We start from the raw sequence: 24,204 nt of genomic DNA, 5'->3' as shown, positions 1-24,204 counted from the left end.
CAATCCTACGTCATACCGTCACGGTATCTCTAGATCCCGCTAACAAGTAGCGGGATACTTGACCTTTACAGGAATGACAGTTGTCGTTTAGCTATAAATGTTAAGAAATTTACCAAATAAAAAAAAAGGCAAAGAAACCCTAGGGTAGCTAGTATTCAAATTCTCCCTTGTCTATTTGACGTCTTTTACTGTCTTAAACACTTTATAAGCGCGTTTCGGCTTGTATAGGTAGAAACCTAAAAGTTTTATAAAGACATGAGGTGCACATAGTGCAAAAAATTAAGCATGATTTACGCCAAATACATTAAGTTTTTTGTCATTAATCCACTGCAGAGATTGCGAAGATAAATAAATAGCTTCAGTTTCATGATAGGAGGGCTGGCGGAGTTTGTCAAGTAAGTTTTTCGTTTCATCCAATGCGCTGCCAAAAGTTTGTTATGCAAGAATGCACTAGCCATTTCTCACAGATTCATTTAAACTTAATCAAGTAGGAGTATTATTAACGCGAAAAGAGTTTAATTAGAGATTTAAGTGATATGGCGCGTGAGGAAGATATAAACCAATTAGTAGAAAATGGATTTGATATTAACTCAAAAGATGCAAGTGGAATCACTCTCTTGCATAAGTTCACAAAAGAAGGCGATTTAGTTGGAGTAAAGTCATTACTAGAGCACGAAGCTGATTTCAATGTCGTAGACAACGAAAATAGAAACCCTCTGCATTACGCCATTATGCATGGACACAAGAAAGTTGCTAAACTTTTTGTTAACCAACTGACAATTAATTCCAAGGATAAAAATGGATTCACTCCACTGCACCTTGCTGCACTACAAGATGACACGGAATTAATAGATTTTTTGATAACAAAAGGCGCAAAAATTAATGAAAAAGATGCCAAAGAGGGCTATACTCCTCTTCATATAGCTTCACTATACGGTTCTAAAAAAAGCGTCCAAATTTTAATTGATAGCGGAGCAAATCTCGAATGTGAAGATAACAATTTTCGTACTCCTTTGTTTTTAACCATTTATCAATGCACCGCACATTATGACAGCAGAGCAGAAATTATAGAATATCTGATAAAGAAAGGTGCAAATATAGAAGCCAAAGATGCAGAAAATAACACTACGCTTTTCCTAGCAGCGTATAACAACAAAATGCAAATAGTAAAACTTATTGCAAAAAAACAGCAAGCAAGTAACGATAAAATTAAACTTAAAGAGTTTTTTTGCACAAAAAACAACCATGGTTTTGATGCGTTAGATTGCGCTATTGAGCATAATAATAGAAAAATGGTAACATTTCTTGTTTCAAAGGGAATAGAAGCAAACGATCAAGATTTTAATGGTAACGCTAGGCTGCATAAAGCTAGCCATAATGGTAACACTAAAACAGTTAAGCTCTTATTGAAGCTTAAGGTAAACGTTAATGCTGTTACTAAATGTAACAGAACTCCCTTGCTACTCGCAGTTAAAAAAGGCCATACACAAATTGTGAAAATGTTATTGGAAGTTAGAGCCAATATGAACATTTGTGAGCAACAAGGTTTTGCACCTCTACATCTTGCTGTTCAAAAGGATTATTTTGATATAGCTCAGTTGTTAACAGAAAAAGGTGCAGACATTAACATTAAGTGCAATAACGGTCATACCGCAATAGATATGTTCATTAGCAAGGCTCATAGCAAAAAAAACATCGAAGAAAATTACAAAAAATTTTGTAGATTTTTGATGCTTTATCTGAAAGAGCTACATAGTAAACACAAAGCCTGTTGTATACTTTCAACCCTAGCTCTAAGCTTAACAATTATAGGCTTACCATTTATTTTCAAGCCTATTATTAAATACAGAGAAAGAAGTACAATATATAAAAAAATTAGGGCTATGCTGGTCTACATTTAAGTACAAGAAGAGTATACAAAAAATACATAGCCAAAGCTAATACACGACAATTATCTGCTCGATGAAAATGAGATTAAATACATTTTTAATATTTTTATAGAAATCTATTAGTATAGATTTTGTATGCTGTTCTAATGGCTATTTTTAAATGCTTAATACTCCTCTTCATTATTTCTTGCACACATCTACCTACCAAGCAATATCCTATTAACATAGACAATTATAAGCACGATTATCCGTTGCAACAATATAACACCTCTTTGGAGATTAATGAACCGGCAATACCAGAAATTATGCCTTTACCAATAGAGTTTCCCGATCTCACAATCAGTAATCAGCTTATTTCTATTAATGTTAGTGAAGAAGTATCAGTAAAGGATTTGCTGATTGAGATAGGAAAACTTTCTGACGTTAACTTGGATATGGACCCAAAAATATCAGGTAATATTATTTTAAAGCTAAAAGATAAGGATATAAACGAAGTAATTCAGAGTATAGCAAATAGCGCCAAACTGCGTTACTCAACAAGTAATGGTGTAATTAGAATTGAGCAGGACTTGCCATACGCACAAAATTATTACGTAGACTTCATCAATATTCAACATTCTGCTCAAAGCAGTTTCGTCATTAATAACAATATTACTAACAGTGATGGAAGTAACGTTGATAGGGACTATAACAATGTTATGAAGTCTCAATACAGTAGTGACTTATGGAATTCATTAGAAAAAGGCTTGAATGCAATAATGGATGTTAACGGGGTGGATGATGGCGAATTCCTTTCATCCAACAGAGAAGCTGGTGTTATTATTTTGAATGCTAGAAAAGATATCCACAAAGCTGTTGAAGAATATATTAATAAGGTTAAGAAGTTAGCGTCTTCTCAAGTAATGATAGAGGCAAAAATAGTTGAAGTTGTGCTAGATGACAAATACCTTTCTGGTATGAACTTAAATGACTTACAAGATGGAACTAAGTCTATAATAAATCAAGATAACTCCATTATTAACCTAGCAATGAACTTTGGTGCAAATGATCTAGGAGATTTAGTAAAAAATTTAGACAAATTTGGCACTTCAACTGTAATTTCAAGCCCCAGAGTACATGCTATAAATAATCAGCAAGCGATGATTTCATTTACTAAAAACCATATTTATTTTACCTCCGATATACAAAAAGATACTAGAAACTCTAATCAGACCTTAATTACCAAGATGAATAGCGTCCCAATAGGTGTTGTGCTAATAATCCACCCAAGCATTAACATTGATACTAGTGAAATATTCATGGATATACATCCAACTTTATCAAGAATTAACGGCTACACTAAAGATCCAGATATAGAGTACGTCGCACAGCAGAGTAAAATGAAATTAAATAGCGACATTCCAATTGTTGAAATCAGAGAAATGAACTCTATGTTAAAAATTAAGAGCGGTGAAATTATGGTAATCGGCGGGCTTATAGAACATAGAGAAGATAAGCAAAGCTTATTGCATCAGAAATCAAAAAGGCTAGCGAATAATATTAGAACAGTAGAAACTGTCATTTTTTTAAAAGCAACAATCGTACCAACATTTGGTTTGTTAGATAGAAAAGATAAGAATTTATATATATATTAAATTATCACTAAAAATTAAATATCAAACCAACTTCAATATTGTGAGTAGATATGTCATCTGCAACAGGTATCGGAACGCTAAAGTAACGATAGCCGAGAAAGGTTTTGATTTCTGGGATTATTGAATAATCAACACCAAGTTTTATTTGATAAGCAAACCAAGGAACATTCAGTGGCATTGAATTTTGGGGTGACCCATTAATCCTTTTTAATCTAAAAACTGTTGGTCCTATACCAAGACCGATGTACGGAGCAAATTGTGTATCCTGAACGCTGGGATTATAATAGAAGTTTAACAAAAACGCAAATATACTTGCTGATTTATCAAATACCGGAGGAGAATTACTATCTTCAATATTGGCTATAGAATACGCGGCTTCAAAATCAATTTTACCATTTTCTCCAGCATAGTAACCTAAAGACATGCTGCTAAACCACTGGAAATCAATTTTACCATCAAATTGCTGTATACTTTTAATTTCATCTGCCACTATATTTTTTATTATAAAACCATAATGACTTTCAACTAAAGTTAGGACTCTCTCCCCTATTGCCTTTATACCCTTTACAAATATTTCTGAATTATCATGGTATACCTTACCACCGTTAGCGCTAACATAAAAATCAAGTTTTTTTGATTTTTCTTTTGTAGGCTCAGCTTGATCTGCAATACGTGACCACATATTTTTCTGATCAGCTACTTGGAAAACAGAAGGTGGACTACTTTCAAGTTCTTGATATTTTATTGGTATTTCTTTTGCAGTAACCTCCTCAGAACGTATCACACTTTTATTATTGTCTGTTTCTAATTTTAAGGGTTGTACTTGCTCAATGTGTGTATCATTACTAATATAAGTAATAAAAAAATAGACACATGAAATGAAAATCAAAAATAAAGTAATAGATATTCTAGTTATCATAAATGAATTCACAATTATCATTTACAGTATAATTACTATATCGTATATTTCTTCAATGTACAAAAATTAAGAAAAAATATTTCCAATTAGATAATTATTTTCCACTCCTTTAACATTAACTTTCACAATACTCTTGGCTTGAGCTTTTGATTCAAGCTTTATTAATGCAAAATTTTCTGCTCTACCGACATTATTTTGCTCAACCAGAACACTTTGCTTAGTGTTGATCAAGGATTGACAAAAACTGCTCATAATTTCTTTATTTACTTCTCTTAAATTTTTTACTCGTTCTTTACGCACATTCTCTGGTACTTGTGGCATTCGTGCAGCAGGTGTATTTTTCCGCTCTGAATATGGAAAAGCATGTAGGTAAACTATATTTGTTTTTTTCAGTAAATCAACTGTATCCTGAAACATTTCATCAGTTTCTGTTGGAAATCCAGCAATAATATCAGCGCCAAATGCTATATTAGGCCTCAAGCTCTTCATTTTATGACAAAATTCTATCACTTGTTCTCTGTTGTGACGACGCTTCATTCTCTTTAGTATTAAATTATTACCAGATTGTAGACTCAAATGTAAATGAGGCATAAGTCTTGACTCATTAGCTATTAAATCCATTAATTCGTCGTCAACTTCAGCAACATCGATAGAGGAAAGTCTTAGCCTCTTCAACTCTGGTATATCCTTTAAAACTCTCCTAATCATTGAACCAAGTGATGGCTTACCCAACAAATCTGTACCAAAGTCAGTAATATCAACCCCTGTAAACACTACTTCTTGATATCCATTTTCTACAAAGATCCTGATTTGCTCTATAATACTGTTTATTGGCACAGATCGATTATTCCCTCTTGCCTCAGTAATTGAACAAAATGTGCAGCTATGATTACAACCATTTTGAATTTCAATAAATGCCCTTGACTTATCTTCAAATCCATTAATTAGAACAGGTTCTACTTGGTTATCACTGACCAAGATTTTATCGTCATTTAGTAAGTAATTTTCAGCTTTTAGCTTATCTTGATTACCGAGCACTTTACTTACACCAGGAATGCTACTGTAAACTTCTGGATCCAACTGAACAGCACAACCAACTACGATAATTTCTTTATTTGGATCATTTTTGTAAATCTTACGTATCTTTTGCTTTACCTGACGTTCTGCTTCGTTTGTCACTGCACAGCTATGCACCACAACAACATTTTCTCTCTTTGCTTTTTTTAATGCTTCTTTGATTAACTCGCTCTCGTAAAAATTTAGACGACAACCAAATGTTATCACTTCATTCATGTTAGTATTTTTTGCTTTAATAGACCTAAATTATATCAAATATCCAAGCAAAGTCTCTTGCATGACTATTTTTTTGTAAATAAATGCTATGCAAGCAGCAGACACTGGGATCTCAACGATTTTCACTCAGACACAGTATCACTCCTTTGCTTATTATAGTCTTTTGACCTTTTTAAGATACAATCCGGATTGGATACTGAGTTGGTGAGTATAAAAGTATAGCTTCTACGTCATACCGCTGCGGTATCTCTTAGCCGCTAACAAGTAGCGGGATGACGATTGTCGGTGAATCTAAGTTACCTTAGCTACATTTCTAGCTGTAACTATAAATGTATGGATTTTTTATCGTGCCATGTTATAATTAACGTCTTGCTAAAAATTAAATATTGATGAATGAACTAAGAAAGTTAAGTATTACACAAATGCATGACGGGCTCAAAAAAAAGAGTTTTTCTGCCGTTGAACTCGTAGAGGCGCACATCAGTGCGGTTGAAAATGAGAAATTAAATGCATTTATAACAAAAACCCCAGAGATAGCAATGAAAGCTGCTAAAGCTGCAGATGAACATTTCTCTAGGCAAAAGGATGATTTAATCTCGCCGCTCATGGGTGTACCAGTTGGCATCAAAGATCTATTCTGTACAAAAGGAATAAAAACAACAGCATGCTCAAAAATGCTGGAAAATTTCGTTCCGACTTACGAATCTACGGTGTCTGACTTGCTTTTAAAAAGTGGAGCAGCCATGCTCGGTAAGCTTAATATGGATGAATTTGCTATGGGTTCTGCGAACACAAACAGCTATTTTGGCCCTGTCGAAAATGTGTGGATTAGAAAAAGTGATGGGGAAAAAGTTGTTCCTGGTGGATCATCTGGTGGATCTGCAGCATCGGTGGCTGGATTTTTATGCGCTGGAGCACTAGGGAGTGACACCGGTGGATCTGTGCGCCAACCAGCAGCTTATTGTGGAGTGGTTGGAATAAAGCCAACTTATGGAAGATGCTCGCGTTTTGGTATGATTGCATTTGCGAGTTCTCTAGATCAAGCAGGAGTCATTACTCGTTCTGTCTCTGATTCAGCATTAATGCTGGAAGCAATCTGTGGCTATGATACAAAAGATTCAATATCAAGCGAAAAGCCAGTGCCTAAATTTTCTAGCTTTATAAATGGTGATGTCAAGGGTAAGCGTATTGGTATACCAAAAGAATATAGGATGGATGGAATTTCAGAGGAAATAGTCCATAATTGGGAGAAAGTTGCTTCCTATTTAAAAGAAAATGGCGCTGAAGTTGTTGACGTTACTCTGCCACATACTAAATATGCAATACCAGTCTATTATTTAATTTGTTCTGCTGAAACTTCATCCAATCTTGCTCGTTATGACGGTGTGCGTTATGGGTTCAGGGTTGATGCTGATACCCTTGAAGAAATGTATTCACTAACAAGAGCAGAAGGTTTCGGTAAAGAGGTGAAAAGAAGAATTTTAATTGGCGCTTATGCGCTTTCCTCAGGTCATTACAATGAATATTACGAAAAAGCACAGTGTATCAGGGCATTAATCAGAAATGATTTTATAAAAGCGTTTGAAAAAATAGATTACATACTTGTGCCATCTGCTCCAACAGAAGCTTTTGGCTTAAATGAAAAGCCAGATCCGCTAATTATGTGCATCAATGATGTGTTTACTGTGCCGGCAAGTCTGGCAGGATTGCCTGCTATTTCTGTTCCTGTTGGGCTCTCCAATGAGGGTTTACCACTTGCCTTGCAAGTGATTGGAAATTATTATGATGAAGCTGGAATATTAAATGTGGCAAGTGTGATAGAGCAAAATTGCGGCAGAATAATTAGACCTCTTGCATAATCTATTTTTTGATAGTAATTTTTGCATTAAAATTTGCTTACGCTCCTCAACGTACTCTATGGTTCCATTTTTAGATGAATAGCAAAAACAGGGTATATTAATCTGTTTACAAAATTTTCGTGTAACAGTTCACACTTAATTAAACAGACTGAATTCTGTAATTTTGGGATGTTGAAAAATTTACCTCACGTTGTCATTCCAGCGCATAACGCTGAAATCCAGATTTATAGAAACGAAAAAACTTGCTTGACGTCTGGTAGAGACTCATGACCTTGAAACCAGCGATTTGGTCTCATAACCATAGTCTCCCCAAAAGAACCGTGCTTGCGGATTTCCCGCACACGGCTCCACAATACAGCGTTCACACTAGTGCTCCTGTGTATAAAGAAACATATACCTTTGGTTTTGGTAATGGATTTACTTTTAAATAGTGTATAAATTGTTCCCAATCCATACTTTTCTTTTGACTACGTCGGTTTATCCACTTAAATGCTAACTTTGTTACCGGTCGATAGAATTGAATCAAACACCGATAATTTCCGCTAACTCCGAAGTAGCTATAGTGTCCTGTTAGTTTGGCTTTAAGTTTCTGCCACCAATCTTTGAGACAGATACGACTTCGTACCATCTTCAACCATTCTTTGATTTCTTTAATCTTTCTGGCTAGGCTTATTTTTGAAGTTTTCTGCTTCATCATAAGTTTACCATTACGACTTTTTCCACAATAATGTGTAAATCCTAGAAAGTTGAAGCTAGCCGTCCTACGTTTCTCTCTTTCTGCTTGATACCATTCTTTCTTACCAAACTTTACTATTTTTGTTTTATTTTCAGCTATTTCCAACCCAAATTTACTTAGTCTTTGTTTCAGTAATTCTAGAAATTCTTTTGCGTCTTCTTCCCTCTCGCAGCCAACTACAAAATCGTCGCAAAACCTTATTAGCTGTAAATATCCTCTGGCTTTTGGCTTAAATTTCTTTTCAAACCATAAGTCCAGCACATAGTGTAAGTATATATTAGCTAATACAGGGCTTACTATACCACCTTGTGGTGTGCCTTGATCGGTTGCTTTATAACATCCAACTTCGACTATTCCTGCCTTTAGAAATCGTTTTATTAACCACAATAAATTTGGGTCAGCTATTCGTTCCCTTAGACAATTCATTAGCCATTTATGTTGAACATTATCAAAGAACTTCTTGATATCCACTTCTACAATATAGTTAATTGGTTTGTGCATAACTGCTTTATCTAGAGCGTTTATCGCCTGATGACAATTTCTTCCTGGTCGAAATCCATACGAGCTGTCCATAAAGTTTGCTTCATAAATATTTTCTAATATCTTCTTTAGCATTACCTGTACCAACTTATCTTCCGTTGATGGTATTCCGAGACCGCGCTTCTCTTTGCTCCCGGCTTTGGGTATGTATACCCTTTTCACTGGTAGCGGTTGATATTGTTTTCTCTTCATACTATCCACTAGTGTTTTAAGTTTCTCTTCTAGATTTTCTCCATAAGCTTCCACTTTCACACGATCTATACCACAAGCCTTGTTGCGTTTTAGTTCCTTATAACACTCTGCAAGATTCTCTTCATTAATCAAATGAACTAATGATGTAAATTTTACTCGCTTATCTTGCTTAGCCCTTACTGCTATCTGGTTTAGTTTTCCTTGCATACTCCTCCAATCTCTGTTGTATTGGTATAGCAATCCCTATACCAGTCACTATATTGCTAACCGCTTCCCCTTGTATGTGGCTTTCCCACACTCCGAGTACTATCAGTTAGTCCGACTTCCTTTGCATCTTCCTCCAGTCCTCGCCTTTATTGACTTGTTCCAGAGTACCCTTACAGGAATACAAAGGATCTCCCAAGTTCACGTAAGGTCCATCTCAACACATGACGCGGCCTTCGATCCCGATGAGGTGAGTAATATCTTGCCTTAGCGTTATTACCCATGTTGCCTTCCACCAAATGTAAAGTGTCAGCCCCCATGACGCGTGAATTACGGGACTCAATACCTTCACTTTCGTTGCACCCTATGTTGTCCATTCCATTAGCTTTACTACGCTCGTTACCTTACGCAGCATAATGGTTTGTTCCAGGTTGCCGGCTAAGCTTTACCCGTGTTGGATTTTCACCAACTGTTCCTTACGCACTTCTTGGCGCACACATTTTGCCAACCCCCTTATTATGATGTGTAGTACAATGATACAAATTAAGAATTCCCCCATCCTGTGCTGGTTCTTCGATCTGAAATCCTACTTCTACCTGATCACAACCAATGTTAATTTGTCCTATTAATGCTTTAATAATGCCGCGCTTAGTTTGCCAATCTAGCTGTTCCAGGTTCGATTTTACACTAGAATAAAAATTCTTTATGCTATTTATAATAAGACTTATTCCTTTTTCTACTGCCTTCTGATCAACTACCTTTTTTTTCTCTTCTTCTATCCCTTGTAAGCGTTCTTTCATTTTTCTCATTGTCTGTTTAAATTCTTCCTCGCTTATATATCCTTTCTCTCCTGCATTTTCTTGACTATAATAATCTTCCATTAATTTTTCGATACCTTCTTTTATTTGATTTTCTCTTCTTGCAAACTTTTTCTCTGATGATTCATCATTTTTATTTTCTAATACTCTACGTTGGTATTCCTTTTTTATCATCTCTGGGTTTTTTAGTACATCTTTCACCTTTTCCCATACTGACCTTACCCAGAAAAAGTGGAGAGAAAGAAAGGAGTTTTTTCGGGTAAAATAAAATTTTGGAGGATTAGAAATGGCAAGAGAATACACGGCAGAATTCAAATTGGAAGCTGTTAAGCTGGCAAATGAACAAAGAAAGGTAGGTCAACCAGTTGCAAAAGTAGCAAGAGATCTAGGAATAAGGGATAGTGTATTAGGAAAATGGATGAAGAAATATAACGAAAAAAAGTCAGCGGCAAATGCATTTCCAGATGTAGCACCTTATGACAAAGAGAGATTTGATTTACAGAAAGAGTTAGCAAAAGTAACAAGAGAAAGAGACATTTTAAAAAAAGCCCTGGCCAGTCAAAAAGAGTAAAATATTTTTTCATAAAAGAGCATAGTAAACACTATAAAGTGCAGGAATTATGTAGGGTTTTCTGCTAGTGGCTACTATAAGTGGACTACAAGGAAAATAAGCAGTAGAGAATCAGCAAATAAAGAGTTATTAGCAGATATTCAAAAAATATATCAAGCTTCTAAATGTAGATATGGAGCTCCTAAAATTCATGCTGAATTAAAGGCTTTGGGTAAAAGTTGCAACTTAAAAACAGTGCAAAGTATTATGCAGAAAAATGGTATTCAGGCTATATTGAGAAGAAAATTTAAAATTAAGAAACAACAAACGGACAGTAGCTCCCAATATATTAGACCAAAACTTTATTGTCGATCAACCAAATAAAGTATGGGATTACTTATATAAAAACCAAAGAAGGATGGCTATATTTGGCAACAATAATCGATCTATATTCACGCATGGTAGTTAATGAGCAGTTCAATAAATAAACAATTGGTTATGGACTCTTTATTAATGGCCGTTAACAAGCGTAAACCTGCCAAAAATCTACTATTACATAGTGATCAAGGTTCACAATATACTTCGCAAGGTTATCAATATCTCTTATCCATAAAAAACATAGATGAGTCATAAAGGTTGTTGTTACGACAATTCTGTTGTGGAAAGCTTCTTTAGCTCATTGAAAAGAGAAATACTTATTGATACTTCACAACACTCTGCTCAACAAACTAGAACTGCAATATTTGAATACATAGAAATTTTTTATAACAAACAACGTCACTATTAACTATTGCATTCCTGAGCATTTTGATTCATCATTCTCTTTGTGAAAAACATTCCAAACTTTCTCTCCACTTTTTCTGGGTAAGGTCAGTTTCCATTTGGTTCAAACTCGGATACAATTTCCCCAGAGCTGGGTAATCTCATACCAGAACCATCTGCTGCAATAAGTCTATAGCCTCTCCAACTCAGGTTCATCCTGATAGGCTGTTTGGATGCTTAAATTCTTGAAAGCCTGTATGGCAAATCTTATACCTTGCTTTAGAAAAAGCTTGCTTTGAGGGTACATGTCAATGGCTCCATAAGTTCACATTCTATTCCCAAACTTTTTTTAACTAACTTTAAAATCATAGAAAATACTGTCGAAAAAGGAAGTTTTCTTGTTCGTGTAAAACTCAACACAATGGATTTTCTGAAAAGTTTTCGAGTATATTGCATTTTTAATTTGTAAGATAAGATCTTTTCCTTTTTGCATGCCTCACCTAAAAAAGACACATTTTAAACTTTTTTGTTGCAATAAAATAGAAACAAAAGTGCTGTCCCTTGCACTCTTTGGATAATTTAATGATAAAAAATTTGGAGAGAAATTTTATACACTATCGCTGATATTTTTCCTTAAGTTGACGCCATTGCCTGAACGGATACATGACAAATCTATCGTTTATCAAATCGTCGGTAAGCCTAAAGCTATAGCCATTAAGCACGATAAAGAAAATCATTCATAATCGCTATAGCAACTAGTGTAGACACTTGACGTTCCTTGTGATTTGATAAATAGAGGTTTTTATCTGACTTCACAACAAGGGCTTCTGGATGACTTTGAAAGTGAACATTACCATGCTTATCTTCAATAGCCTCTATTACCCCCTCACTGGAAAATGCTGCAACTTTATATCCAAGTGACTCCAATTTTCTTCTATTTTCTGGTGTATTACTTACTGCTCCTGAATGAGCATCTGGAAAATATGTTGAAAACCAGCCATTTTCATTAGGTATTAGGAATTTGGCTACTACTTCTGCTAAACGACTATTTGGAACGATCTTTATCTGCTGGAGAGGTACATCCTCTTTCTGTGGATTAGGTGCTGATTTTAAATGAGATCTCCGTTTCTCTTCATCACTCACAACACTCACTACTTCAATTCCCTTTGCATTCATTATGCCTTCACATATGCCAAGTAAATGAATTGCAGGGTTATCATCAACTATTTTTACAATTGCTTCAGTAACAAGCTGGCGATAAGGAGTGGGTGCTGAGTGTAAATTATCCGGAATAAATATTCTATTTATTTTGTGCTCTTTAACAAACTTTGCAACTTCAACTTTTATTCGGTCTAATGTTAGCTTCTTTGCCAATGTTTCATCTTGTTTTGCGAGATTAAGTGACTCTGTCTGAATTTTTTTAAGGCTAATTATCTTATTATAATCAATCAGTACAGTCTTAACCACAAAGTTATTAAACATCTCATAGATATTTTGAGATAGCCCAAGTTCATGTGCTTCTTCCGTTTTCAACAAACCAACAACTACGTCATTATTTACTGTATTTTCTGCCGTCAAGACAGTTGACGCTGGTTCTTCTTTTCTGGTTACATGTTGAGATGCCGGTTTTTCACTAACGCCAGCATAAGTAATATTGCTTAATAATAGAACTATAATTAATAAGATATTAAATAGTTTATTATAATATTTATATACTATGACTTGCCTCCCTAATATTTATATTACGATATAGAGTATTTTATAACAAAAAGGCAAGTTTGCCAAGAAAGAGAAGGTGGCCTGAGCAGGAATCGAACCAGCGACACAAGGATTTTCAGTCCTTTGCTCTACCAACTGAGCTATCAGGCCAACTGTATACTTTTATTTTTAGATAAAAAATGTTATTATGTCTATCAAAAGTTTTTAAAGTAGTTTATAAAAATAAAGGATGAACATTAATGACAAAATAGGAATCTACCCTGGCACATTTGACCCTATAACTTTTGGGCATCTTGACATAATCAAAAGAGCGTGTAAACTAGTCGATAAATTAATAATAGGAGTTGCAGAAAACGTTAATAAGCATACTGCCTTTGACACAAAGCTACGCACAAGCATGGCTGAAAATGAAATCAAAGGGCTAGGAATTGATGCAGATGTTATATCTTTTAATGGGTTGCTAGTGAAGTTTGCCAAAGAGCAGAATGCTTCTGTTATTATTAGGGGATTAAGAGCAGTATCGGATTTTGATTACGAGTTTCAAATGAGCTGGGTAAATTATAAACTTCTTCCTGAAATCGAAACCATATTTCTTCCTGCTTCTGAAGATACTCAATTTATCTCATCAAGCTTTGTAAAGGAAATAGCAAGATTAGGAGAAGATGTTAGCAAATTTGTATCAAAAGGTGTTCAAAACGAATTGATTAACCTGAATAGGATAAAAAATGGAGAATAGTGCTTGTTGTTTTTTATTTCTGAATGGGTATATTCAATATATAAAATGTTATAAGCTAAAGGAGCAGCATGTCAAAAGTGAGGGTTAATAATAGAAAAGTTTGTTGTCATGGTGATGAGAATGATGAGGGTTCCGGCCATCCATTAATATATTTAGATATGGGAGAAGAAGAGGAAATAGCCTGCCCTTATTGTGAAAAGACGTTTGTCCATGACTGCACTGTAGAAGCGGTTGGGGAGCTGACTAGGGATGAGCTCTAATGGCACTTCTGCAGACTTAGCTTATGTAAATAGCAATAAGAGGGGCAGTAAAAATGAAACTGTCCATACGGTCGAGCACTCCCCCATGGCCAGGTATCATATTTCCACTATCTTTAACACCGTAAGCTCTTTTAACAAGCGACTCAGTGAAATCGCCAAGTTGCGCTAGAATAGCAATTGCAAGGCCAATGATTGGAGAATAAAAAATTGAAAATAGACCAAAAAATATTGATCCAAAAATTGTGCACACTACTCCAGCTAAAATCGCACCAAGAAGTCCTGCCCAAGTTTTTCCAGGGCTAATAATTGGGCAAATTTTAGCTCCACCAAAATTCTTGCCAAACAGGTAGGCAGTAACGTCAATTCCCCAAATGGTTAAGACGAACCATACTAATGCGTATTTTCCCTGTGGTAGATTATATAAATATATTAATGAGGCGCTTGGTAGTGCAATCAATAATAATGCAAAAACGTATAAAATTTTGTTTCCCTGGGTTAGATTATACCATTCAAAAGAAGATAAAACTGCTATCGAAAAAATCAATAGGTAAAACGATAAATCACTGAAATATGTAGCAAAAGAAAATATGAATAATATTACTATTGAGGACAATATTCTAACTATAAAATTATTATCTACCATATTTCTTCTCTCTTTTTGTATAATCTTCTAATGCTTTGCTCAAATCTTGACAAGAAAAATCAGGCCACAAAGTATCACAAAAATACAATTCAGCATAAGCTGCTTGCCATAATAAAAAGTTGCTTAACCTTTTTTCGCCACCAGTGCGAATTAATAAATCCAATTTTGGCAAATCTTTAGTATATAGAAACTTTTCAAATTCCTCTTCTGATACATAAGCAATATTTTCTTTTATAATATTGCTTATAGCTTGTGTAATTTCTTGCTTTGCTCCGTAACTGACTGCCACAGTGAGTAATAAACCATCGTTCTTATGTGTCATTTCTTCTGCTTTTTTAATTTGATCCAATATTTTACTGGGTAACAGACTTAAATTGCCAATAAAATTCAACTTAATGTTACAATTGTAAATGAAATTGACTTTATCTTCATTAGTTAAAACGGAGTAAAATAAATCAAATAGACAGTCAGTTTCGTTTTTAGGTCTAAGCCAATTCTCCATAGAGAATGCATACAAAGTTAAGTAGGGTATAGTTAAGTCCGTACAATACTTGGCAATATCGTATGCAACTTCACTGCCCTTTTTATAACCATCAATTTTTACCCTTCCTTGATTGTTCGCCCATCTACCATTACCATCCATAATAATTGCTAAATGTTTCGGTAAAGATTCTTGATTCAACATTTAAATTTAACCTAATTTTGACTTGAGTGAAATTTTTTGGATTTCAATGGACACCTGGAAGGTGTCAGCTACTTGCATGACAGGAAGAGAGTTACTGTAGTGACACCAATAGTTGATACTTGAATGCAAAATTGGTGTCATCCCAGTGCTCCGACACTGGGATCCAGGAAATTTGATTTCAAACAAGTGCATCAGATAGTTGTATAGTAAAGACTGGATTCCAGTGTCAAACACTGGAATGACATCATTTGCTATGTAAGCTTTCTCCATATCATTTAGTGATTCAGTATATCCTTTTCTTTGATGGACAATTCACCATCAATCTTTTTTATATTATCATCAGTAATATTTTGTATTTCCTTCTTAGCACCATGAAAATCATCTTCTGAGATTTCTTTATTTTCCTTCATTTTTTCTGTTTCTTCCATAATATCTCTACGTATATTTCTAATGGCAATCCGTGCATTTTCAGCAAACTGATGCAATAATTTCACTAATTTTTCACGGGTTTCTTGTGTCAAGTCCGGAAGAGCTATACGTATGGTGCTACCCTCGACAACAGGATTTAAATTCAGGTTAGCATTTAATATAGCGTTTTTCACTTCACCTACAACACTAATGTCCCAAACTTTAATTGATAGGGTTTTGTTATCTATAACCGAAACGCCTGCAACTTGATTTAACTTTTGATGCCCACCATAGATGTTTACAACTATACCATCAAGCAAAGATGCACTAGCTCTACCAGTGCGTACGCCTTTAATATCATCATGAAAGGACTGAATAGTTTTTAGCATTCTTTCTTTTGTTTTAGCTTTTATTTCATTTAACATAAATTACCTACTGTTTACAATCTGAAACTATAGTATAAGTACCTTGACCCTTAATAATATTGACTATTTTTTCTCCCTTCAAAGAAAAAACTATAATTGGAATAGAATTCTCACGAGCAAGTGAAATTGCTGATGCATCCATAACTTTTAAATCACGAGTCAATAAATCCGTGTAAGAAAGCCTATCATACATTACAGCATCCTCATTTTTTTTCGGATCAGCGGAGTATACACCATTTACTTGCGTACCCTTTAGAATAACATCACAATTCATTTCAACAGCACGTAAGGCTGCAGCTGTATCTGTAGTAAAAAATGGGTTGCCTGTGCCTGCTGCAAAAATTACCACTCTACCTTTTTCTAAATGACGAATAGCTTTCCTTCTGATGTAAGGTTCGCATACAGTGGCCATGGGTATTGCAGATAATACCCTAGAAGCTACTAAATTTTTTTCTAAAAAGTTTTGTAAAATTAAAGCATTGATTATAGTTGCAAGCATTCCAATATAATCACTGCTTGCTCTTTCACAACCACTTAAAGACGCAGATGTGCCACGAAAGATATTACCACCACCAACAACAATACATACCTGAACTCCAAGATTACAAACTTCAACTATGCCTTTAGATAACTCACCTATAGTCTCCATATCGTGACCAAATTGCTTTGATCCCATCAAAGCCTCACCAGAGATTTTAAATAACACCCTGGAATATTTTATTTCGCTTTTTTCATTTGTTGAAATAAACATTTTTTGCTATTTAATCTGCATCACCCAAAACAAGTAACTTGTAATTAGAGAGTTTAACAGCACTCAACTCGCTTGATTTTATAAAATCAGAAATCTTCATCTTATCATCCTTTATAAATTTTTGCTCCAGTAAAACAACTTCTTCATAGTACTTAGCCATTCGTCCATCTACTATTTTTTTTGCTACTTCTTCAGGTTTATTTAAGCTCCTCACTTGCTCTTCAATTATAGAACGTTCGTTGTTCAACTTCATTTGATCTAAATCATCTATAGACAAAGCTTCAGGCTTCATAGCAACTACATGCATAGCTATTTGTTTCCCAATCTCTTGTAGCTTCGCCTTATCACCAGATGATTGCAATGCAATTAAAGCACCAATCTTACCTAAGCCACACACATCACCATGTACGTATCCAGCAATAACTCCATCCTTAGCTTCTAAGTAACAAAGCTTGCTTAACTCTAGCTTCTCACCAAGAACTGACGTACCATTCATAATAGCTTCCTGCACTGTGCCAATGCTTTCATACTTGGCATTTTTTAACTCATCAACGCTAGTACAGCGTTCTTGATGAGCAATTGATGCTAAATTTAAAACTAACTCTATAAATTTCTCATTCCTTGCGACAAAATCGGTTTCGCAATTGAGTTCAATCAATACACCACAATTTTCAGTCAAACACATAGCAACGAGCCCATCTGAAGCTACTCTATCAGATTTTTTGTCAGCTTTAGCAAGACCTATTGTACGTAACTTATCAACGGCTTTCTTAATGTCACCATCACATCCTTCTAATGCTTTTTTACAGTCACTTAAGCCAAGCCCTGTTCTATCACGTAATTCTCTTATATCATCTGGATTCATCTTCATTTGTTACTACCTCCCTTTCTTCTTCTTTGTAAACTTTACTACGTCTCCTTTTAGTTTGCACAATACCATCTTCTTTTTCTTGAATAAACTCATCACCCCTTATATCATCAATCTTAACTCCAGATTTTGCTAGACTAGACTCTATTCCAGCTAATATAGAGTCGGTAGCTAATTTACAATAGAGCTCTATTGATTTTCTTGAGTCATCATTTCCAGGTATTAGATAAGTAATACCATCTGGATCAGAATTAGTATCAAGTATTGCAACTATTGGAATTCCTAACTTCTTAGCCTCCTTAACCGCTATATGCTCTTTATTAGTATCAATGATGAATAAGATATCAGGAATTGCTCCCATTTCTCTAATACCGCCAAGCGCCTTATCAAGCTTTTGCTTTTTCTTTTCAATGTTTCCCAATTCTTTCTTTGTTAAAATGCTATCCTCGTCATTTAATATTTTCTCATATTGCATCAAGGTTTTTATCGAAGAAGAAACAGTGCCCCAATTAGTAAGCATACCACCAAGCCAACGATGATTCACATAATATTGACCACAACGAATCGCTTCACTTGCAATAATATCAAAAGCTTGAAACTTTGTACCAACAAATAGAATGCGACCACCTTGAAATGCAACGTCATATAAAGCCTTCATGGCCACCTGTAGCAATGGTAGTGTTTTTCGCAAATCAATTATATGTATACGATTTTCTTGATGCACTCCATATATGTATGGAGCCATTTTTGCGTTCCAGCGACTAATTTTGTGACCAAAATGTACACCAGATTCAGCTAAATCACGCACAGTGACTTTAGGCAAATTTGTCATATATCATTCCTCCAAATAGTTTATCTTCCATGGCATAACCCTAATGGGACTACTTGTATAAGCCATGTGTGAAATTAAATTATTTACATAGTAATAGAAAAGACAGCAAAGCGCAAACAAAAAATATTGACAAAGGGCAACATGTTTATTAGCTTTAAAGTTGAAGCCCGAAAATGCTAAAAAGAAATTAGGGGGGTGTAGCTCAGTTGGTTAGAGCGCATGCCTGTCACGCATGAGGTCGTGAGTTCAAGTCTCATCACTCCCGCCATATTAGTTTTAGCATAACTTAGAATTCGCAGTATTATTGCCGGTATTGAGAAACGCCTTCACCAAACTTGACATGGCATGGTATTGTAATTAATACTTAAATAGGTTTGTTTTTATCATTAACAATTAGGATTAAATATGCTCATTTCTGAAGTTTTTGCAGCAGATGCAACTAGCAATACATCAAGTATCGGCGCATCTTTTGCTAGTTTTATTCCACTGATTTTAATATTTGTGGTATTTTATTTTCTCATTATTCGCCCGCAACAAAAAAAACTAAAAGAACATAGAAAGATGATAGATCAAATAAAACGTGGTGATACAGTCATTACTTCTGGTGGAATAATAGGTGAAGTTAATAAAGTTGATGAGGCAAATGCACAATTTATAATAGAAATAGCACCAAAAGTTGAGATAAAAGTTCTAAAGTCCGCTATATCTGAGGTTTTAAGCAAAGAAACTCAAAAAGTAGCAGCTAAACCAATTAAAAAGGTAAAATCGAAAGAATGATAAAAAGAATATAAATCAACCAGTAATAAAGGCAAAAATGCTTAACATGTTTAGAAAAAAGTTTGTTTGGTGATCCATTTGTGTGCGGAATATTTGGTGTAGTAAGTAGCGGTGATTCAGTAATACCAACCTTACTAACTGGGTTACAAAAATTGGAATATAGGGGATATGATTCCTCAGGTATAGCAATCATAAATAATGAAGGCGAGATAGAAGTCAAAAAATCAGAAGGTAAAGTCGAAAGGTTATGTGAAGTTGTTGATGAAAGCAAGATGTCTCACAGTACAGTTGGTATAGCACATACTCGCTGGGCTACACATGGAGTCCCAGGCCTTAAAAATGCTCACCCCATTCGTACAAATAATGTTGTTGTTGCTCATAACGGCATAATTGAGAATTACAATCTGCTAAAAAAGGGTCTAGAAGAAAGGGGCATGTCATTCCATACTGACACTGACACAGAGATCATACCAAACATGCTAACCTTATATCTTGATGAAGGATTGTCGCCAATTGATTCTCTATTTAAGTGTTTAAACAACTTACATGGCTCATTTGCCTTGGTCTTATTATTTGCAGAATATCCAGACGCCTTATTTGTTGCGAAGAGAAATTTGCCTTTAGCAATAGGCTATAACTGTAACACAGTGTTTGCTGCATCTGACTCTAATGCTTTAAGTGCATTTGTGGAAAGAATATCGCATTTGGAAGATGATGACATTGCAGTGATAAAATCTAGTGGAGTTAGTATATACAACAATGGTACACAAGTTAAACGCAGTATAGAAAATAGTAGTCCAAGTGATTTTCTAATTAGCAAAAATGGTTACCCTAGCTTCATGTTAAAAGAGATTTTTGAGCAACCGCGTGCATTAAACAAAACAATAAATCAATTTTACAAGCAATATAAAGAGGTAATATTTGCTAACAAAAAATTGTTTTCTGAGCTGAGTTACATTACTATAGTTGGATGCGGGTCATCTTATTTTGCTGGGCTAATAGCAAAGTATTGGCTGGAAAATGTCGCTCAAGTTCGAGTATATCTAGAAATCTCATCAGAATTTAGGTATAGCAACGTCAAGCTGGAAGAAGGCAGCATTGGGTTATTTATCTCTCAATCTGGTGAAACTGCAGATACCATAGAAGCGCTGCGTTATGCAAAATCACAGAAGCAAACAATCATTAGTATAACTAATACATTTAGCAGCAGCATTGAAAAGATCTCAGATATTGTGTTACATACTCTTGCTGGGCCAGAAATTGGTGTTGCTTCAACAAAAACCTTTTCTGCGCAACTTGCAACTTTAGCATGCTTTGCCGTGGAGCTTGGAAAAATAAAAGGTGTACTGGGTGGAGAGAGAATAAAACAGCTAAGCAACGCTATTAACTCTATTCCCGAGTATGTTGAGCACGTTTTGAATGTGATGAAAATACAACATATATCGGGCAGTATATTAGAACACAATAACGTTATTTTAATCGGCAGAGGAAGTTCATACGGAGTTGCAATGGAAGGCGCATTGAAAATAAAAGAGCTTTCATATATCAATACAACTGGTATTGCAGCGGGAGAAATGAAGCATGGTTCTATTGCTTTAATAGACTCTACTGTGCTTGTTATAGCAATTATCCCTTATGATGATTTATTCTTTAAAACGCTATCTAATATACAAGAGATTATTGCAAGAAAAGGCAAAGTAATTGCCTTCAGTGATAAACAAGGAGCGCCATTCCTAAGGGGAGTTTGCGCAGATGTGGTGCAACTTCCAGACACTGATAATTTTATCTCTCCAATCATCTACAGTGTTGCTATGCAATTCCTTGCTTACTTTACTACAGCAAAAAAAGGGTTAGATGCAGATTGTCCAAGAAATTTAGCTAAGTCTGTCACGGTTGAGTAGTCCATTTAAAGTTAAAGCTAAACTTCTAATTAAGGTAACCAGACTGCATTCTGTGATTTTTAGCAAAACACGATACACAATCGTCATTCCGCTACTTGTTAGCGGAATCTATGCCGAGATACCGCGGCGGTATGACGGTTCGCGGTGGTATGACGGTTAAGTAATTCGTCATCCCGCTGCTTGTTAGCGGGATCTAGAGATACCGCGGCGGTATGACGGTTCGCGGCGGCATAGCTATCTTCAAAAATATGGTTGAATAATTGTTAATAATAGTGTATAATTATTAATATTTTTAAGCACTTTGGCTATGGCTTTATCTAAGTTTCTCGACCCTAAGCTGGATTTAACCTTCAAAAAAATATTTGGCACTGAAAAAAATAAGAATATTCTCATACATTTTTTGAATGATATTTTAGGGTTTACCGAGATAAATACTATACAAGAAGTGGAATTCCTCAGTACTATAATGGATCCTGAAATTGCCTCTGATAAGCAAAGTATAGTTGATGTTCTTTGCAGGGACTCTAGTGGGGCTAGGTATGTGATTGAAATGCAGCTCACTCGCGATAAAGGCTTCGAAAAACGAGCTCAACTATATGCTGCTAAGGCTTACTCAAGGCAAGCTGATAAATCTGGTAAGTACATTGATTTAAAGAAGGTTTTCTTTATTGCTATCTCTAATTGTAATTTATTTCCTGATAAGCTTGATTATATATCCAGCCACACTATAAGAGATGAGAAAACCAATGAGCATGACTTAAAAGATTTTCAATTTGTATTTATTGAACTACCTAAATTTCCTAAGAATAAGGAAGAACAGCTAGAAAGCATAGTGGATCGTTGGTTATTTTTCTTCAAATATGCAGATGAAACTACGGAAGAAGACTTAAGGAAAATAGCAGAAAAAGCACCAATAATAAAGTTAGCCTACGATGAATTAGACAGGTTTAGCTGGAATGAAAAAGATTTAGTAGCTTATGAAGAAAGAATAATGGATCTACGGAAAGAAGAAGCCATTCTTGAATACAGACTTGACCTTGCTACTGAAAAAGGCATCCAAATTGGCGAAGAAAGAGGCATCAAAATCGGTAAAGAGGAAGGAAAAATCGAAGGAAAAATCGAAGTCGCAAAAGCAATGCTGGCTAACAATGTTGATGTCAACACTATTGTCAAATTTACTGGCCTTTCTATTAGTGAGATTGAAGAATTAAGTGTGAACGGTTACTAATTAAGAACTTTAATTATCAATCATAAATCACTGAATTTCGCTAGTAAATTTGTTGCCATTGTCCATATTGCACAATTGTATATAAGATATAGTATAACAATAGTGTCCGTTCAGCTAATACCAATTCCCACTGCACAATAAACGGATAGATAACAATGGAAAAAAAGCCATACTATTGCCTTTCTTTCTCACTCCACAATTAAATAACTCTACAATATCGCTTATTTGATTCACTAATAATGAGAATTGGTATAAGAGGTTGTCCGGAAACAAGTAAAAGGCTATAATATCTGAAATTTTAGTACGGGGTAAAGATGAGAAAAAAGTATCCAACAGATCTAAGCGAAAGGGAATGGGCAAGAATAGAAAAACACTTCAGAGTATCATACAAGAAAGGAGGAAGGCCGCCAAAGTATAGCAAAAAAGAAATATTAGAAGCAATTTTCTATGTATTGCGTACAGGGTGTCAATGGCGGTATTTACCAAATGATTTTCCGCTATGGAAGACTGTGTATGAGCAGTTCAGGCAATGGAAGAAGCAGGGAATTTTTGAGAAAATGAATTATGAAATTACAAAATATAGTAGAAGAAAAATAGGAAGGAATGAGCAGCCGAGTGCCTGTATAGTAGATAGTCAATCTGTAAAGACTACAGAAAAGGGGGGATCAAAGGCTATGATGGAAGTAAAAAAGTAAAGGGTAGAAAAAGGCATATAATTACAGACACTCAGGGTTTTATACTAGGTTGTTACGTAGGCGCTGCTAACGAAAATGATAGAGATGGTATTAAAATAGCATTAAACAATATGAGAACAAAATATACTAAAGTTAAAAAAATGTGGGCTGACATGGGATACCAAGGAAGAAATTTAAAGAATCACATAAAGGAAGAATATGACATAGATATTGAAATTGTTAAAAGGCCTCCATGTAGATTTTGGGTGCACAAAGATACGCCACCTGAGCTACTACCAACAAGAGAACAAGGGTTTAAAGTACAGCCAAGAAGATGGGTTGTAGAAAGGACTTTTGCTTGGGTTAATAGGAATAGAAGGCTATCGAAGGAGTATGATTTACTCACAACATCCACTGAGAATTTCATATACCTAGCTATGAGTAGGGTTATGTTAAAGAGGGAATATGCTTGAATTTACTAGTTTCCGGACAACCTCCTATAGTATTTTCTAAAACGAATGATAAACGTCTAAAATGGTATTACCAACTAAAAGGTGTAAGTTTGTACATTGATGCATTAGAGGTCTGAGGCGACTTTTGATGGTGTGCCAACAATGCTCTATCGGATTTAGATCTTACTATTACCCACAAATATAAATGTTTGTTGCATAGCTCTTAATGGCATAACTTTTGCTTGAAATAACTGTTTATATGGTGCAATTTACAGCTTTTAGTTGCTAAAATTATAACTCTTAGTTTAATAATTTTAATCTAATAAGCTTTCAGGTTAATAAAATTAAATTATTTGAGTAAATACAATACTATGTTTTTATTTGTGGGTAATAGTAAGGCTTAAAGCAAAATGTAGTACGAACGGTAGGTGGATCTAAAAGATCGAATT

22 protein-coding genes, 2 tRNA genes and 2 pseudogenes are annotated in these 24,204 nt (G+C 35.0%); 11 read left to right on the top strand and 15 right to left on the bottom strand.

Annotated features, from left to right (window positions below):
- Window positions 1-536 precede the first annotated feature (536 nt).
- Together OOK90_RS02290 and OOK90_RS02285 are read left to right on the top strand one after the other, a co-directional pair.
- On the top strand, window positions 537-1,901 hold the full coding sequence (locus OOK90_RS02290; RefSeq protein WP_264706072.1) for an ankyrin repeat domain-containing protein: 1,365 nt from the start codon (window positions 537-539) through the stop codon (window positions 1,899-1,901).
- Between the two features lie 134 nt (window positions 1,902-2,035).
- On the top strand, window positions 2,036-3,523 hold the full coding sequence (locus OOK90_RS02285) for a type II secretion system protein GspD (protein ID WP_015588942.1): 1,488 nt from the start codon (window positions 2,036-2,038) through the stop codon (window positions 3,521-3,523).
- Window positions 3,524-3,530: 7 nt separating this feature from the next.
- Here the strand turns inward: OOK90_RS02285 and OOK90_RS02280 are convergent, their stop codons facing one another.
- Together OOK90_RS02280 and mtaB are read right to left on the bottom strand one after the other, a co-directional pair.
- Complete coding sequence (locus tag OOK90_RS02280; RefSeq protein ID WP_264329852.1) at window positions 3,531-4,442, bottom strand: P44/Msp2 family outer membrane protein; 912 nt, start codon at window positions 4,440-4,442, stop codon at window positions 3,531-3,533.
- Window positions 4,443-4,508: 66 nt separating this feature from the next.
- A complete protein-coding gene (gene mtaB / locus OOK90_RS02275; RefSeq protein WP_010082135.1) occupies window positions 4,509-5,735 on the bottom strand; it encodes a tRNA (N(6)-L-threonylcarbamoyladenosine(37)-C(2))-methylthiotransferase MtaB in 1,227 nt (408 codons plus the stop codon).
- A gap of 389 nt (window positions 5,736-6,124) precedes the next feature.
- Here mtaB and gatA point away from each other — a divergent pair, with 389 nt between their 5' ends.
- On the top strand, window positions 6,125-7,594 hold the full coding sequence (gatA, locus tag OOK90_RS02270; RefSeq protein ID WP_010962643.1) for an Asp-tRNA(Asn)/Glu-tRNA(Gln) amidotransferase subunit GatA: 1,470 nt from the start codon (window positions 6,125-6,127) through the stop codon (window positions 7,592-7,594).
- Between the two features lie 361 nt (window positions 7,595-7,955).
- On the opposite strand, the gene ltrA is transcribed toward gatA, so the two are convergent.
- The 3 genes from ltrA to OOK90_RS02255 form a co-directional block, all read right to left on the bottom strand.
- Entirely contained in the window at window positions 7,956-9,269 is a 1,314-nt protein-coding gene (gene ltrA, locus OOK90_RS02265) for a group II intron reverse transcriptase/maturase (RefSeq protein ID WP_264706049.1), read from the bottom strand.
- Complete coding sequence (locus OOK90_RS02260; RefSeq protein ID WP_255324786.1) at window positions 9,232-9,360, bottom strand: hypothetical protein; 129 nt, start codon at window positions 9,358-9,360, stop codon at window positions 9,232-9,234. Before OOK90_RS02260 ends, ltrA begins: the two co-directional genes overlap by 38 nt.
- 382 nt (window positions 9,361-9,742) lie before the next feature.
- A complete protein-coding gene (locus tag OOK90_RS02255; protein WP_245994758.1) occupies window positions 9,743-10,285 on the bottom strand; it encodes a hypothetical protein in 543 nt (180 codons plus the stop codon).
- An 85-nt stretch (window positions 10,286-10,370) separates the two neighbouring features.
- On the opposite strand from OOK90_RS02255, the pseudogene OOK90_RS06695 reads away from it, so the two are divergent.
- Window positions 10,371-11,464 (top strand): annotated as a pseudogene (locus OOK90_RS06695) (IS3 family transposase).
- Between the two features lie 46 nt (window positions 11,465-11,510).
- Here OOK90_RS06695 and OOK90_RS02240 read toward each other — a convergent pair.
- From OOK90_RS02240 to OOK90_RS02230, 3 genes and pseudogenes are all read right to left on the bottom strand, one after another.
- Window positions 11,511-11,889: pseudogene (locus tag OOK90_RS02240) on the bottom strand (IS4-like element ISWosp8 family transposase); the annotation flags it as partial.
- Between the two features lie 221 nt (window positions 11,890-12,110).
- Window positions 12,111-12,974, bottom strand: a complete 864-nt coding sequence (locus tag OOK90_RS02235; protein WP_209472789.1) for a gamma-glutamyl-gamma-aminobutyrate hydrolase family protein — start codon at window positions 12,972-12,974, stop codon at window positions 12,111-12,113.
- 218 nt (window positions 12,975-13,192) lie between these two features.
- Window positions 13,193-13,265, bottom strand: a tRNA-Phe gene (locus OOK90_RS02230).
- A 79-nt stretch (window positions 13,266-13,344) separates the two neighbouring features.
- Here OOK90_RS02230 and coaD point away from each other — a divergent pair.
- Entirely contained in the window at window positions 13,345-13,851 is a 507-nt protein-coding gene (gene coaD / locus OOK90_RS02225; protein WP_006279325.1) for a pantetheine-phosphate adenylyltransferase, read from the top strand.
- Between the two features lie 68 nt (window positions 13,852-13,919).
- Window positions 13,920-14,111: a zinc-finger domain-containing protein gene (locus OOK90_RS02220; protein ID WP_006279326.1), complete on the top strand. Its 192-nt coding sequence runs from the start codon at window positions 13,920-13,922 to the stop codon at window positions 14,109-14,111.
- 16 nt (window positions 14,112-14,127) lie between these two features.
- On the opposite strand, the gene OOK90_RS02215 is transcribed toward OOK90_RS02220, so the two are convergent.
- Genes OOK90_RS02215 through rpsB form a run of 7 tightly spaced genes read right to left on the bottom strand, consistent with a single transcriptional unit; the run spans window position 14,128 to window position 18,723 of the window.
- Window positions 14,128-14,754, bottom strand: coding sequence for a phosphatidate cytidylyltransferase (locus OOK90_RS02215; RefSeq protein ID WP_209472786.1), 627 nt, complete (start codon window positions 14,752-14,754; stop codon window positions 14,128-14,130).
- On the bottom strand, window positions 14,744-15,439 hold the full coding sequence (gene uppS, locus OOK90_RS02210; protein WP_006279327.1) for a polyprenyl diphosphate synthase: 696 nt from the start codon (window positions 15,437-15,439) through the stop codon (window positions 14,744-14,746). The genes OOK90_RS02215 and uppS overlap by 11 nt, the downstream gene beginning before the upstream one ends.
- Before the next feature lie 6 nt (window positions 15,440-15,445).
- A complete protein-coding gene (locus OOK90_RS06625) occupies window positions 15,446-15,709 on the bottom strand; it encodes a hypothetical protein (RefSeq protein ID WP_010962657.1) in 264 nt (87 codons plus the stop codon).
- 5 nt (window positions 15,710-15,714) lie between these two features.
- Window positions 15,715-16,272 carry a ribosome recycling factor gene (gene frr / locus OOK90_RS02200; RefSeq protein ID WP_010962658.1) on the bottom strand — a complete coding sequence of 186 codons (558 nt, stop codon included), beginning with the start codon at window positions 16,270-16,272 and terminating at the stop codon, window positions 15,715-15,717.
- A gap of 7 nt (window positions 16,273-16,279) precedes the next feature.
- Window positions 16,280-17,017 carry a UMP kinase gene (gene pyrH / locus OOK90_RS02195; protein ID WP_369800793.1) on the bottom strand — a complete coding sequence of 246 codons (738 nt, stop codon included), beginning with the start codon at window positions 17,015-17,017 and terminating at the stop codon, window positions 16,280-16,282.
- 16 nt (window positions 17,018-17,033) lie between these two features.
- Window positions 17,034-17,894 carry a translation elongation factor Ts gene (gene tsf, locus OOK90_RS02190; RefSeq protein WP_264706067.1) on the bottom strand — a complete coding sequence of 287 codons (861 nt, stop codon included), beginning with the start codon at window positions 17,892-17,894 and terminating at the stop codon, window positions 17,034-17,036.
- Window positions 17,875-18,723, bottom strand: a complete 849-nt coding sequence (gene rpsB, locus OOK90_RS02185; protein ID WP_010962661.1) for a 30S ribosomal protein S2 — start codon at window positions 18,721-18,723, stop codon at window positions 17,875-17,877. The genes tsf and rpsB overlap by 20 nt, the downstream gene beginning before the upstream one ends.
- Before the next feature lie 191 nt (window positions 18,724-18,914).
- On the opposite strand from rpsB, the gene OOK90_RS02180 reads away from it, so the two are divergent.
- The 5 genes from OOK90_RS02180 (at window position 18,915) to OOK90_RS02160 (ending at window position 23,776) form a co-directional block, all read left to right on the top strand.
- Window positions 18,915-18,991: transfer RNA gene (locus tag OOK90_RS02180), tRNA-Asp, on the top strand.
- Window positions 18,992-19,128: 137 nt separating this feature from the next.
- A complete protein-coding gene (gene yajC, locus OOK90_RS02175; RefSeq protein ID WP_010081840.1) occupies window positions 19,129-19,500 on the top strand; it encodes a preprotein translocase subunit YajC in 372 nt (123 codons plus the stop codon).
- An 80-nt stretch (window positions 19,501-19,580) separates the two neighbouring features.
- Window positions 19,581-21,401, top strand: a complete 1,821-nt coding sequence (glmS, locus tag OOK90_RS02170; RefSeq protein ID WP_264706171.1) for a glutamine--fructose-6-phosphate transaminase (isomerizing) — start codon at window positions 19,581-19,583, stop codon at window positions 21,399-21,401.
- 307 nt (window positions 21,402-21,708) lie between these two features.
- Window positions 21,709-22,629 carry an Rpn family recombination-promoting nuclease/putative transposase gene (locus OOK90_RS02165; RefSeq protein ID WP_213862864.1) on the top strand — a complete coding sequence of 307 codons (921 nt, stop codon included), beginning with the start codon at window positions 21,709-21,711 and terminating at the stop codon, window positions 22,627-22,629.
- A 314-nt stretch (window positions 22,630-22,943) separates the two neighbouring features.
- A protein-coding gene (locus tag OOK90_RS02160; RefSeq protein ID WP_209472412.1) for an IS5-like element ISWpi1 family transposase occupies window positions 22,944-23,776 on the top strand; the annotation gives its coding sequence in 2 pieces (ribosomal slippage) (window positions 22,944-23,313 and window positions 23,313-23,776; 834 coding nt in all).
- Window positions 23,777-24,204 lie beyond the last annotated feature (428 nt).

The sequence above is a fragment of the Wolbachia endosymbiont (group A) of Ancistrocerus nigricornis genome, from assembly GCF_947250785.1.
GTDB classification, from domain to species: domain Bacteria; phylum Pseudomonadota; class Alphaproteobacteria; order Rickettsiales; family Anaplasmataceae; genus Wolbachia; species Wolbachia pipientis.
This window is presented reverse-complemented; position numbering and strand designations above follow the sequence as displayed.